The 12,997-nt window shown below is 67.9% G+C and carries 11 protein-coding genes; 7 read left to right on the top strand and 4 right to left on the bottom strand.

Going from position 1 to position 12,997, the window contains the following annotated elements:
• Positions 1-15 precede the first annotated feature (15 nt).
• From dsrB to ACP59X_RS22100, 4 genes are all read left to right on the top strand, one after another.
• The gene (gene dsrB, locus ACP59X_RS22115; protein WP_428562715.1) at positions 16-1,179 is read left to right on the top strand and encodes a dissimilatory-type sulfite reductase subunit beta; all 1,164 of its coding nucleotides are present in this window, start codon (positions 16-18) and stop codon (positions 1,177-1,179) included.
• A gap of 58 nt (positions 1,180-1,237) precedes the next feature.
• Complete coding sequence (locus ACP59X_RS22110) at positions 1,238-1,465, top strand: dissimilatory sulfite reductase D family protein (RefSeq protein ID WP_006922177.1); 228 nt, start codon at positions 1,238-1,240, stop codon at positions 1,463-1,465.
• Positions 1,466-1,614: 149 nt separating this feature from the next.
• The gene (locus ACP59X_RS22105) at positions 1,615-3,078 is read left to right on the top strand and encodes a cobyrinate a,c-diamide synthase (RefSeq protein WP_428562713.1); all 1,464 of its coding nucleotides are present in this window, start codon (positions 1,615-1,617) and stop codon (positions 3,076-3,078) included.
• Between the two features lie 198 nt (positions 3,079-3,276).
• Entirely contained in the window at positions 3,277-4,347 is a 1,071-nt protein-coding gene (locus ACP59X_RS22100) for a hypothetical protein (protein WP_428562711.1), read from the top strand.
• A gap of 156 nt (positions 4,348-4,503) precedes the next feature.
• On the opposite strand, the gene ACP59X_RS22095 is transcribed toward ACP59X_RS22100, so the two are convergent.
• Positions 4,504-5,331 (bottom strand): tetratricopeptide repeat protein, encoded by an 828-nt coding sequence (locus ACP59X_RS22095; protein ID WP_428562709.1) that lies wholly within the window; start codon positions 5,329-5,331, stop codon positions 4,504-4,506.
• A gap of 123 nt (positions 5,332-5,454) precedes the next feature.
• Positions 5,455-8,082, bottom strand: coding sequence for a DNA polymerase I (gene polA, locus ACP59X_RS22090; protein WP_428562707.1), 2,628 nt, complete (start codon positions 8,080-8,082; stop codon positions 5,455-5,457).
• Between the two features lie 295 nt (positions 8,083-8,377).
• Between polA and ACP59X_RS22085 the strand changes: the two genes are divergently transcribed.
• Positions 8,378-9,973, top strand: coding sequence for a TolC family protein (locus tag ACP59X_RS22085; RefSeq protein ID WP_428562705.1), 1,596 nt, complete (start codon positions 8,378-8,380; stop codon positions 9,971-9,973).
• 395 nt (positions 9,974-10,368) lie between these two features.
• Here the strand turns inward: ACP59X_RS22085 and ACP59X_RS22080 are convergent, their stop codons facing one another.
• Positions 10,369-10,554, bottom strand: coding sequence for a hypothetical protein (locus ACP59X_RS22080; RefSeq protein WP_428562703.1), 186 nt, complete (start codon positions 10,552-10,554; stop codon positions 10,369-10,371).
• A 2-nt stretch (positions 10,555-10,556) separates the two neighbouring features.
• The gene (serS, locus tag ACP59X_RS22075; protein WP_428562701.1) at positions 10,557-11,840 is read right to left on the bottom strand and encodes a serine--tRNA ligase; all 1,284 of its coding nucleotides are present in this window, start codon (positions 11,838-11,840) and stop codon (positions 10,557-10,559) included.
• Positions 11,841-12,121: 281 nt separating this feature from the next.
• Between serS and ACP59X_RS22070 the strand changes: the two genes are divergently transcribed.
• A complete protein-coding gene (locus tag ACP59X_RS22070) occupies positions 12,122-12,631 on the top strand; it encodes a CinA family protein (protein WP_428562699.1) in 510 nt (169 codons plus the stop codon).
• A gap of 89 nt (positions 12,632-12,720) precedes the next feature.
• Entirely contained in the window at positions 12,721-12,978 is a 258-nt protein-coding gene (locus ACP59X_RS22065) for an amphi-Trp domain-containing protein (protein ID WP_428562697.1), read from the top strand.
• Positions 12,979-12,997 lie beyond the last annotated feature (19 nt).

Here is a 12,997-nt window from a genome sequence, read left to right as displayed (position 1 = left end):
CGGGGGGACACTGACATGGCATTCATTTCTTCCGGATACAATCCTGACAAACCCATGGAAAACCGGATCACGGATATCGGTCCTCGTCACTTCGAGGAGTTCTATCCGCCGGTTATCAAGAAGAACAAGGGCGAGTGGGACTACCACGAGATCGTCAAACCCGGCGTGCTCAAGCACGTGGCGCTTTCCGGCGACGTGGTCTACACCGTGCGCGTCGGCGCCGCCCGCCTCATGAGCGTCACCCACATCCGCGAGATCTGCGAGATCGCCGACAAGCACTGCGGCGGCCACCTGCGCTTCACCACGCGCAACAACGTGGAATTCATGGTCGAGACCGAGGCCGCCCTGAATGCCCTGGTCGCCGACCTCGAATCCCGCAAGTTCGCCGGCGGCAGCTTCAAGTTCCCCATCGGCGGCACCGGCGCCTGCGTCTCCAACATCGTCCATACCCAGGGCTACGTGCACTGCCACACCCCGGCCACCGACGCCTCCGGCCCGGTCAAGGCCGTCATGGACGAGATGTTTACGTACTTCCAGACCATGACCCTGCCGGCCATGGTCCGCATCTCCCTGGCCTGTTGCCTCAACATGTGCGGCGCGGTCCACTGCTCCGACATCGGCATCGTCGGCATCCACCGCAAGCCCCCCATCGTCGAGCACGACCGCCTGGACAACATCTGCGAAGTGCCCCTGGCCGTCTCCGCCTGCCCCACCGGCGCCATCAAGCCGACCAAGGTCGAGGTCGACGGCAAGAAGGTCAACTCCGTCGCGGTCAACGCCTCGCGCTGCATGTACTGCGGCAACTGCTACACCATGTGCCCGGCCATGCCGCTCGCTTCCGGCGAGGGCGACGGCATCGTGCTCATGGTCGGCGGCAAGGTGTCCAACCGCATCTCCATGCCCAAGTTCTCCAAGGTCGTTGTGGCCTACATCCCCAACGAGCCGCCCCGCTGGCCGACCCTGACCAAGATGGTCAAGCACATCGTCGAGGTCTACGCCGCCAACGCCATGAAGTACGAGCGCCTGGGCGAATGGGCCGAGCGCATCGGCTGGGAGAAGTTCTTCGAGCTGTGCGACCTGGAATTCACCCACCACTGCATCGACGACTTCCGCGATCCGGCGTACTACACCTGGCGCCAGAGCACCCAGTTCAAGTTCACCAAGCACGTCGAGGCCTAAGCCAATAACTTCCGGGCGGGGAGGTCCTCCCCGCCCGGATTAAAAAAGGGAGCACGGCATGCCTTCCGAGAAAGAGCAAGTTCTCGAGTTCCTTACGGGGAAGACGGGTAAGTCCAAGTTCTACTTCAGCGATTTCTGCAAGATCTTCCCGGACAAAAAGCAGCGCGAAGTCAAAAAGATCCTCACCGAACTGGTCAACGAGGGCAAGCTCGAGTTCTGGTCGAGCGGCTCCACGACCATGTACGGCATGACCGGCGCCGGCAAACAGAAGGCCGAGGAAGAATAGTCCAGGCCGCGCGCGGAAGCGGTCGCCGCACCCCCTATGCTTGCGGCACCCTCCTGCGCGCGACGCAAGGACGCGGCCCCACGGGGCGGCTGCCCCATGGAGACTCGTCATCATGCCGTGCCGGCAAACGGCACCAACGATAACGCGCCGTGAATGATCGCCCGCGTCTTGTCCTGGCCGGGCTCTCCGGGGGCGCAGGCAAGACCATCCTGACCCTCGGTGTCTGCCGGGCCTTGGCTGCCGCCGGCTATCGCGTCCGCCCGTTCAAAAAGGGTCCGGATTATATCGACGCCGCTTGGCTCGGGCTGGCCGCCGGGCGCGACGCTACCAATCTGGACCCTTTCTTGATGCCGGAAGCCCGCCTGCCGGGCCTGTTCCTGCAAAAATCCCGCGACGTCGACATCTCCGTCATCGAAGGCAACCGGGGGCTCTACGACGGCCTGGACGTGGCCGGCTCCTGTTCCACCGCCGCCCTGGCCAGGCTTTTGGCCGCGCCCGTGGTCCTGGCTCTGGACGTCACCAAGATGACCCGCACCGCCGCTGCCCTGGTCGCCGGCGTGGCCGCCTTCGAACCGGGCCTTGCCCTGGCCGGCGTGGTGGCCAACCGCACGGCCGGGCCGCGTCACCGCGACATCGTGCGCCGCTCCATCGAAACCCTGGCCAAGGTGCCCGTGGTCGGCATGCTGCCCAAGATGGCCGACAACCCCATTCCTGAACGCCACATGGGCCTGGTCTCCAATCGCGAGCACGGGGCCGTGGACGCCATCCTCGACGGCCTGGCCGCCCTGGTGCGCGAGCATGTCGACCTTGACCGGCTGGTGGCCATCGCCCAGGCCGCCCCGCCCCTGCCCGATCCGCTGGATTGGGCCGAAGCCGACGCGCCTGTGGGCGCGGACGGCGACGCGCCGGTCATCGGCGTGGTGCGCGACGCCGCCCTGTGGTTTTATTACCCGGAAAACTGCGAGGCCCTGGAGCGGGCCGGTGCCCGGCTCGTCCCCGTAAGCCTCCTCGACGATGCGCCCTGGCCGGACCTGGACGGGCTTTACCTCGGCGGCGGCTTCCCCGAGACCCAGGTGGCCGCCCTGGCCGCCAATACCGCCAGGCGCGCGGGCGTCAAGGCCCTGGCCACGGCGGGCCTGCCCATCTACGCCGAGTGCGGCGGCTTCATGTACCTGTGCCGGGGGCTCGATATCGGCGGCACCGTTTATCCCATGGCCGATGTCTTTGCGGTCAATACGACGCTTTGCGCCAAACCCCAGGGGCTTGGCTACAGTCTGGCCCGGGTAATGGCCGAAAACCCCTACCACCCCGTGGGCACGTTGCTGGCCGGCCACGAATTCCACTATTCCAAATGCCAGGCCGCCCTGGGCACCTGCGACGGGGCATCCGCCGGCCTGCCCGGCCCCGAGGCCTTCTGCCTGCGCATGGAACGGGGCGTGGGCATGCACGCCGGCCATGACGGCCTCGTTTTTCGCAACACCTTCGCCGCCTACACCCACATCCACGCCTGGGGCGCGCCCCATTGGGCGGCCAATTTCGTGGCAGCGTCCCGGGAATATGCGCGTGGGCACGGCGGGCAGAAGAAGATGCCTCCGGCGGCCGGGAGGGGCTAAGCCCCTCCCGGACCCTCCCTGTCGCGGGGCGGCCGTTGCAGGCGCAAAGCCGCCGGCAACGGCTGCCCCGAATTGTGTGACCCGAAAGGCATAATTTTCTATTGCATCCCCGAAAGGCCTCCCCTAGAGGGGGGGCCGGGGGGCATCATGCCCCCCGGTGGGTCCAGGGCGAAGCCCTGGCCGCCGGAGGCATTACTCATGTTCATATCAAAGGAAATCGCCACGCCCGACGGGGCGATGGTGTTTGCATCGGACAAGGCCGGCCTGGCTGTGGATGGCGACGGCACGGGGCTGACCTACGGCGCCTATTTCGACGCCCTGGAGGCGTTCGTTTCGGCCAATGGCCATGCACCGTTGGCCAGGGCCTTGGAAGGCATCGGGATCACGGAGGGGCTTGGCGGTGTGCGCGAAATCGTGCTGCGGGCGGAAAAACACGGCGCCCTCTACCATCCGGCCAGCTGCACCGCGCGTTTTGCCGCGGGCGAGGCCAAGTGGTGCATCAATGTGGCCGCCACGCCCGTGGCCGTGGCCTGCCTGGAAGCCGAATCCGGATTGCTCGAGCGGCTGCGGGAACGGTTCGCCTCGCAATTTCTGCCCTGTCCCCATGTGTACGGCGCCATTGGCGGGCTTGGCCTGCTTTTGGAGGAGTGGTTCGCCGGCTTTCACGAATTCCACCAGGACGGCGCCGGCCGGGTGCGCCTGTGGGATTTCGACGCCGGCGAGCGGGTGCTTGCCGTGGACGAAACCGCAAGCCTCTATGCCGAGGTCGCCCGCATCCTCACCCGCTACTACGATCCCCTCACGGGCGCCCATATCGGACCGTGGCACCACGCGGCCGGCGATTTCGTGGCCCGGGTGGCCGGGGGCGAGATGGCGGCGCGGCTCGTCACCGTGCGCGGCCACGGCGCGCCGCGTTCCTTTGTCGAGGCCGGCCCCATGGCCGAGCGCCTGGCCGGGCTCCAGTTTTTCACCAACATGACCATGCGGGCGCGGCTGGACCGGGTGGACGGCGTGGGCGGGCTGGTGCTGGCCGATATTGGGCTCGTACCCGGCATCGTGGCCGGCTTCGCCCGGGCCCTGGGCGAGCGCGAGGACATGGGCGACGGCGGGCTGGGGCTCATCGATTTCCTGGGCTCGTTTTCCGCCGAGGAGATGGCCGGGGTCGGCTGCCAGCTCATGGAGCCGTGTCCGGGCGAGGAGCGGGAAATGCTCGCCGCCGCCTGGCCCGAGCACGGCGCGGCCCTGGTGGCGGGCTTGGCCCGGCTCTAGCCGCGCATCCCTGCGAACGGAGGGCGCAATTCGAGAAGAAAAGACGGCGGTCCGCCTGGAGGCGGCGAACGCGGCCCCGCTTGTTTCGATGCCGCCGGGCGAGGCCCGCGCCCGCCGGCCGCGGCACGTGGACACGGCCCCTCGGTTGGCCCCAGGTCAGGGCGCCGGACTGGCCGTGGCCGCGGCAGCCAGGTGTTTGCCGGCGGCGGCCAGGATGCGGGCCGCCTCGGCCAGGCGGGCATCGGCCTCCACGGCGCGCTTGGCCGCGTTTTGGGCTTCGCCCCACTTGCCCAGCCGCGCCTCGACCTGGGCCAGGGCCTGGTCGAGCAGGGGATGGGTCAGGCCCTTTTGCCCGGCTTCGAGCAGGATGCGCTCGGCCAGGGGCCATTCCTCGGTCTTGGCCGCCACGGTCAGCAGGAAATCATAAGCCCGGGCGTTGTCCGGCGCCACTTCCACCGCCCGCTTGACGTACTCCAAAGAGGCCTTGAAATGGCCGGCATCGATCAATTTGGAGGCCAAAAGCGGGAAAAGCCCCTTTTCGTCCACGTAGTCAGCCACGGCGGCCCGGAAGTTGCGCTGGGCTTCGAGCAAGTTGCCCTCGGCCAGCAGTTTGGCGCCCTTGATGATGGCATGGTCGATGCGCAGCTTGCGTTCGCGCATGGCATCGAGGCTTTCGCGGTTGATGTCCGCCTCGATTTTCTGGGCCAGGGCGGCCAGGGAGGCATGGAGCTTCTGTTCGTTTCCCTTGGCGTAGGGAATGCCGTTGGGGGCGTAGTGGAGCACGCGCGGCAGCTTGCTCAAGTTGGCCAAGGCCTCGCGCAGCTGGCTTTCGATGGTCATCCGGTCGGTGCCCGGCAGCTTGACCGCGACAAAGGCGCGCAGGGCGGCCACCACCAACTGGACCGCGCGCAGGTCCTCGTTTTTGGCATAGGCCGCCTTGGCCCTGGCCAGGTCTTCGCGAATGGTTTTTGCACTTGGCGGCATGGCCTTTTCCTTGGCAAGGGCGCTCGGGGTGCATGGGCGGCGGCAGCCGGCGATCGCCGCCGGTGAAAACCGGACTGCACGAGGATAGGGGAGTTTGGCCGCGATGAAAAGTCCCGGCGGCAACTAATGGGCCGCGCCCCAGGTGCGGCCCGTGCCCCAGTCGACCACCAGCGGCACGGCCAGGCTGATCACGCCGGACATGAGTCCGGAAAGCCTGTCCCCGGCTGCCCTGGCTTCGGCCTCGGGCGCTTCCAGCAGCAGTTCGTCGTGGATTTGCAGCACCATGGTCGCCCCGTACCCGGCCAATGCGGTGTCGGCGTGGGCGGCCAGCATGGCCATCTTGATGATGTCCGCCGCCCCGCCCTGGACCACGGTGTTGATGGCCTGGCGCCGGGCCTGGGAGGCGAGCTGGCTGTTGCGGGAGTCGATGTCCGGCAGGGGGCGCCGCCGGCCGGCCAGGGTCGTGACATAGCCGTGGCTGCGGGCCTGTTCCACCACGGCGTCGTAGAAGGCGGACAGGCCGGCGAGGCGCTCGAAATATTTGGCGATGAAGGCCTTGGCCGCGTCGAGCTTGATGCCGAGGTCCCGGGAGAGCTTTTGCGGGCCCATGCCGTAGAGCAGGCCGAAGTTGATGGTCTTGGCCTGGCGGCGTTCGTCCGGGCCGATGGCCGCTTCCGGCTTGTCGAAAAGCAGCGAGGCCGTGCGGGCGTGGATGTCGGCGCCGGCGGCAAAGGCCGACAGCAGGGCCGGTTCGCCCGAGAGGTGGGCCAGCACCCGCAGCTCGATCTGGGAGTAGTCGGCGGCGACCAGGGCCTTGCCGGGGGCGGCCACGAAGCACTGGCGCATGCGGCGGCCGAGATCGCCCCGGATGGGGATGTTTTGCAGGTTGGGGTTGGAGCTCGACAGCCGGCCCGTGGCCGTGGCCAGATTGTTGAAGGTGGTGTGGATGCGCCCGGCGGCGTCGGCGAGTTTGGGCAGGGGATCGAGATAGGTGGAGCGCAGCTTTTCGAGCTTGCGAAATTCCAGGATGCGGTCGATGAGCGGGTGGGAGCCGGCCAGGCGCTCCAGGGCCTCCTGGGAGGTCGAGGCCGCGCCGCCCGGGGTCTTGGCCTTGGGCGCCAGGCCCAGTTCGCCGAAAAGGATTTCCCCCAATTGCTGGCTGGAACGGGGATTGAACGGCCGGCCGGCCAAACGGTGCACCTCGGCCTCCATGGCGGCGAGCTTCTCCGTCACCTCGGCCCCGAAGGCGGCCAAAGAGGCCAGGTCCACGCCGATGCCGGCCCGCTCCATGGCCACCAGCACCGGAACCAGCGGCAGTTCCAGCCGGGCGGCCAGATCGGTCAGGCCGGCGGCGGCCAGCCGGCCAGCGAGCACCTCGGCCAGGCGAGCCGCCGCCTTGGCCGTGTCCGTGGGGGCGATGTCCGCCGCGTCCACGGACGGATCGGAAAAAAGCATGTCGCGAAGGCGCGCGAAGCCGTAATTGCGCTGCTCCGGGTTGAGCAGATAGGCGGCCAGGCCCAGGTCGAACCAGGTCGCAAGCGGCACCGCCTCGAAGGCGGCGTCCAGGGAAAGCAGGTCCTTGACCGACGGCACGGCCAGGCGGGCCGCCTTGGCCAGCAGCGGGGCCAGCGCCGCCGCTGTCGCGTCCGTGGTCAACTCGTCCTGGCCGAGGCACAGGCAAAACCCGTCATCGGTAGGCACCAGGGCCACGGTGCGGCCGGAGAAGTCCGGCAGCTCAAGGGCCGGGACCAGGGTGGCGGCCGGCGGCACGTGCGCCGCCGCCGGGGGGGTGGCCGGCGTCGGGGCCTCGAAGAGGGACAGCTGCCGGCCCCCCGGGGCCGTGGCCGGGGGCGCGGCCGGGGTGGCGGCATCGAGGTCGGCGCTTTCCCGGGCCAGGCTTCGGAATTCGAAGGTTTCGAGGAAATGGCGCAGCGCCTGGGTGTCGGCCGGGCGCCTGGCGATATCGGCCAGGGTCGTTTCGGGCAAAAGGTCGATGCGCAGGCGCGTGAGCTCCCGGTAGGTGAAGACGTCCTCCATGTGCGGCGCGATCTTGGCCCGGACGTTGGGCTTGAGGGTATCGAGGTGCTCGCGCACGGCCTCCAGCGTCGGGAAGCGGCGCAGGATGTCCAAAGCGGTTTTCGGCCCCACGCCCGGCACGCCCGGGATGTTGTCGCTGGTATCGCCGACCAGGGCTTGCAAGTCGGGCCAGGTGGCCGGCTCGATGCCGCATTCGGCCGTAAAGTCGGCCTTGGTGACGAGCTTTTCCGCCTTGCCCGAGGGGTCGTACAGGACCACCGTGTCCGTCAGGCACTGCTTGAGGTCCTTGTCCGCCCCGACGATGACCACCGGCCGCACGGGGCCGAACTTGGCGGCCAGGCTGGCGATGCCGTCGTCGGCCTCGGCGGCCTCGGGCACGATGACCGGCACGCCGAGAAGGGCCAGGCCTTCCAGAAGGGGGTCGATCTGCTTGGCCAGCGGTTCGGGCATGGCCTCGCGGTTGGCCTTGTAGGAGGAATAGATATTGCTACGAAACGAAGGCCCACGGCCGTCGAGGAAAAAGACCAGGTGGTTGGGGGCCTGTTCTTTGAAGAGTTTAAACAGCAGGCGAAAAATCATGAAAAGGGCGCTGGTCGGGAAGCCGTCCGAGCGGGCGATGTCCCGGAAGGCGTGATAGCCCCGGTAGAAAAAGGCGCTCCCGTCGATGAGGAAGACGGGGGTGGTGGCGAAGCCGAGTCGTTTGGCCAGGGTCATGGGGCTCCTTTGAACGCGTTTTTCGCGGCGCGTCGCTGGCCGGGTTGTACGGCAGGGCCGGCCTGGGCGCAACCGAAGGCGGCCCGCGCTCGACATGGTCTGAAAAACAGGGTAACCTGGGTAAATTGTCGGCATGTTCGCTGGCGAGGTGAATGCTTGTTCACAACGCTATACATTCCGTTTTAATTGTATTATCGGAATTTGCCCGATTCCTGGGTAATAGCCCGGCATGGAGAGGGACGCAATGATTTCACATTCGAAGCGATGGGCGTATCTGGTTGTGGCGGCGGGCTTTGTGAGCGCGGCCCTGCTGGCGGGCCAGGGCTTCGCCCAGGCGCAGAACCAGGACGCGGCCGCCCAGGCCGGCACCGATCGGGTGGCCAAGCGCTACGCCCGCCAACCCCAGGCCCAGCCGAGCGCCGATGCCGCGGCCACGGGGCCGGCCGACGGCCTGGATGCCAAGATCCAGAAGATACCCCTGCCCGATTTTGTCAAGGAACAGCAGACCGACCCGGCCATGACCCAGCATACCCGGGCCGGGGCCGGGCTGCCCGCGGCCGAGGGCGAGCCCGTCAACATGGAGCAAAGCGTCAAGCGGGGCCTCGATGCCAACCCGCAAATGCAATCCGCCCGGGCCCTGCTCAGCGGCTCCGAAGAGGTCCGGCGCCAGGCCATGGCCAACTTCGGCTTCGTGGGCACGGTCAGCTATACCTTCCAGCGCACGGACGCCGAGGGCATCGGCTCCATGAGCCAAACCATACCGGCCAACCAGGTGCTCAACTCCCTGACCGGATCGTCGCTGTCGACCTCGCGCTACGTCAACGCGCGCGTCGGCTACTGGCAGAACATCTACCAGTTGCAGCTCCAGGCCACCCAGCCGCTTTTCACCGGCTTCAAGCTCCTGAGCACCTACCAGAAGGCCGCCCTCCAGAAGGACTACTACAACGCCAACATCTCCTATACGGAGTTGTCGCTGATCAAATCCGTGCAGCAGGCCTTTTTGACCCTGCTGCAGGCCCGGGCCAACGTGCAGAGCAACAAGGACTCCGTCGCCCGGCTGGAATCCCAGTACAAGGTGGCCCAGGCCTATTACGACGTCGGCCTCAAACCGCGCCTCGACGTGTTGCAGGCCGAATCCGACCTGGCCCAGGCCGAGCAGGACCTGCTCAAGTCGGAAAACAAGGTCCTGGTCCAGACGGCCCAGCTCAATTCCCTGCTCAACCTGCCGCTCAACCAGCAGACCAACTACGTGGGCGAGTTGACCTACCTGCCGTTTACCATGAGTGTCGAAGAGTGCCTGGACACGTCCTATAAGCAGCGCCCCGACCTGTTCATGGGCGTCAAGACCGTGCAGATGGCGGAAAAAGACGTCACCCGGGCGGCCAGCACCTTCTATCCGCAAGTCCAGGCCCAGGCCACCTATACCAAGCAGGGCAACGACCCCAACCTGGCCCTGCGCGACATGTCCGGCTCCACCACGCCCGAAGCCACCACCTTTCTCCTGTCGGCTTCGCTGCAGGCCTGGGACTGGGGTTCGACCTATTTCGGCGTGCAGGCGGCCCGGGACAGCGTCAAGAAGGTCCAGGCCGACCTGGCCAACCTGCGCCTGACCGTGGGCTATCAGGTCAAGACCTGCTACCTCAACATCCAGGATGCGGCCAAGCGCATCTCCGTGGCCCGCACGGCCCTGGAGGCCTCGCGCGAAGGCTACCGCATGGCCGTGGCCCGCTACCAGGCCCAGGTCGGCACCAGCACCGACGTCCTCGACGCCCAGGCCCGGGTGAGCACGGCCGAATTCAACCTGACCCAGGCGCTCACCGACTACCAGAGCGCCCTGGCCGACATCTACGTGGCCATGGGCATCAAGAACCTGAGCCTGGTCGCCAACTGAGCGCACCGTACAGCGGGAAAACCCAAAAGGGCGGACGGCCGTGTGGCCATCCGCCCTTTTTTTCGTGGCGCGTCGTAGCGCCGTCGCGGTGGTGGGCTTCGATCCCCCTTGCGAGCGGGTTATAACCGATCGGTATCCCTCGCTGCCGGATGCACGGGGCCGCCCACGGGGCCCTCCCGTGAAGGGAGTCCAGAGGGCGCAAGCCCTTTGGCCGCCGGAGGCTTCTCCCCGGTCCTTCGCCGCCCCGGTCCTTCGCCGCCCCGGCCCTTCGCCGCCCCGGCCCTTCGCCGCCCCGGTCCTTCGCCGCCCCGGTCCTTCGCCGCCCCGGCCCTTCGCCGCCCCGGCCCTTCGCCGCCCCGGCCCTTCGCCGCCCCGGCCCTTCGCCGCCCCGGCGCTCAACCGCCCCGGCGCTTGTCGATGGCCCGGCGGGTGAGCACGGCGAAAAAGCCGCCCACAAGGCCGAGGATCATGCCCCGGCGGATGTCCATGAAAAACAGGCCGCCGATGACGCCCACCGCGCCGCCGATGAGCAGGCCCCGCTTGAGGGCTTCCATGAATTGCTGCCGTTTGTCGCTGTCCATGCCTATTTCCCCTCCGGCGCAAGGGCTTCGAGGCCGCCCATGTACGGGATGAGCGCCTTGGGAATGGCCACCGAACCGTCGCGCTGCAGGTAGTTTTCCAGGATGGCGGCCATGGTCCGGCCGATGGCCAGGCCGGAGCCGTTTAAGGTGTGCACGTAGGCGGTTTTCTTGCCGCCCTCGGGCTTGAAGCGGATGTCCGCCCGGCGGGCCTGGAAATCCTCGAAATTGGAGCACGAGGAGATCTCGCGGTACTTGTCCTGGCCCGGCAGCCAGACCTCCAGGTCGTAGGTCTTGGCCGAGGAAAAGCCCAGGTCGCCGGAGCACAGGGCGATGACCCGGTAGGGCAGTTCCAGGGCCTGCAGGATGGCTTCGGCCTGGCCGGTGAGCTTTTCCAGTTCGTCGTAGGAGGTGTCCGGGTGGACCAGGCGCACCAGTTCCACCTTGCCGAACTGGTGCAGCCGGATGATGCCCTTGGTGTCCTTGCCGTAGGAGCCGGCCTCGGAGCGGAAGCACTGGGTATGGCAGGCGTAGGCCACGGGCAGGGCCGCTTCCGGCAAGACTTCGCCCCGGTGCAGGTTGGTCACCGGCACCTCGGCCGTGGGGATGAGGTAGGAGGCTAGGCCCTCGAGCTTGAACAGGTCGGCCGCGAACTTGGGCAGCTGGCCCGTGCCCACCAGGCTCTCGGCATTGACGATGTAGGGCGTGGCCACTTCCTCGTAGCCGTGGGCGGCCAGGTGGGTGTCGAGCATGAAGGCGGCCAGGGCGCGTTCCAGCCGGGCCAGGCCCTTCTTGAGGACCACGAAGCGCGCGCCCGACAGTTTGGCCGCCCGCTCGAAGTCGAGGCCGCCGAGCGAGACGCCGATATCCTGGTGCTCGCGGATGGGGAAATCGAAGGCGCGCGGGCTGCCGACCGTGCGGATGGTCGGGTTGTCGGCCTCGCCGGCGCCGTCCGGGGTGGTGGCGTGGGGGAGGTTGGGCACGCCGAGCAGCCATTCGGAGACGAGCGCGTCCACTTCCTTGGTTTTTTCGTCCAGGGCCTTGATCTCTTCGGACAGCGCGCCAAGCCCCGTGAGGACGTGGGCGGCGTCGCCGCCCTGGCGCTTGATCTTGGCCACCTCCGCCGAGGCGGTGTTGCGCTGGCTTTTCTTGCGCTCGACTTCGGTAATGATTTCGCGGCGCCGTTCCTCCAGGGCCAGGAAGGCGGGCAGATCCAGGGGAAAACGACGCCGGGCCATGCCGTCGGCCACGGCCTGGGGGTTTTGGCGCACGAATTTGAGGTCCAGCATGTCTCGCTCCTTGTGATGGCGGTCGGCAAGGCCATGTACGCGGGCGGCGTTTGCCGCGTCAAGGGAGCGGAGGCCTCCGGCGGCCAGGAGAGGCGCCGCCTCTCCTGGACCTCTCCGCCGGGGGGCATGATGCCCCCCGGGCCCCCTCGGGGCGAAGCGATGTCGAAGGGGAGGCCGGCCAAGGGAATATTGGCGAAATTGTCCAGGAAATCAGGATGCAAGAGGCGGTGACAACCGGGGACAATTTGGATAGGTGGGCCGAAAGAGGGAAGGAGGCAACCATGGAGGAGGAACTGCGGCGCCTGGCCGCGAGGCTGGGCGAGGCCTTGGCCGGGCGGGGCTGGATGCTCGGTTGCGCCGAATCGTGCACCGGAGGGCTTCTGGCCAGCGTCCTCACCGACGCGCCCGGGGCTTCGTCCTGGTTTCACGGCGCGGTGGTGGCCTACGCCAATGCCGTCAAGCGCGACGTGCTGGGCGTGTCCCAGGAGACCCTGGAAACCAAGGGGGCGGTCAGCCGGGAAACGGTCCTGGCCATGGCCCGGGGCGCCCACGGCGTGCTGCGGGCCGACGTGGCCGTGGCCATAAGCGGCGTGGCCGGCCCGGCCGGCGGCACGCCCCAGAAACCCGTGGGCACGGTCTGGCTGGCCTGGCACGGCCCGGACGGCGTGGCGGTCAAACGCTTCCAGTTCGACGGCGACCGCCTGGCTGTCAAGCGGCAAGCCGTGCGCGAGGCCATGGCCGGGGTGCTGTCCATGGCCCGGGGGGGCAAGCCCGAGCAGGCACCCGAATAACCATGCGTCCGTCACCGCGTCGACGCCGCCCGGTCACCCCGGCGGGCTAGGGGGGACCAGAGCCGCCCACAGGCGGCCGGGAGGTGCCTATGCAGACGAGAACGGCCCGCTTGGGCGGGGTGATGGGCGTGTGGGAAGCGGCGGACAGGCTGGAACGGCTGGCCCGGGAATTGCGGGCCGGCAGCCTTGGGCTTACGGCCGGCCGGGTGTCCGTGAACCTGTCGCCGGCGGTCATGCTCGACGTGGAAATCCGGGCCAGCCAATGCCGCGACCGCGAGGGCCTGGACGTCCGGCTGTCCTGGAGCCCCCATCGGCCCGAGCTGGCCAGCCTGCGCGGCGAATTCTGATCCCGCATCGCTGCGGCAT

Source organism: Solidesulfovibrio sp. DCME (assembly GCF_049995385.1).
Lineage (GTDB): Bacteria > Desulfobacterota > Desulfovibrionia > Desulfovibrionales > Desulfovibrionaceae > Solidesulfovibrio.
The sequence above is the reverse complement of the archived record's forward strand: the minus strand, read 5'-3'. Positions and strand labels throughout refer to the sequence as shown.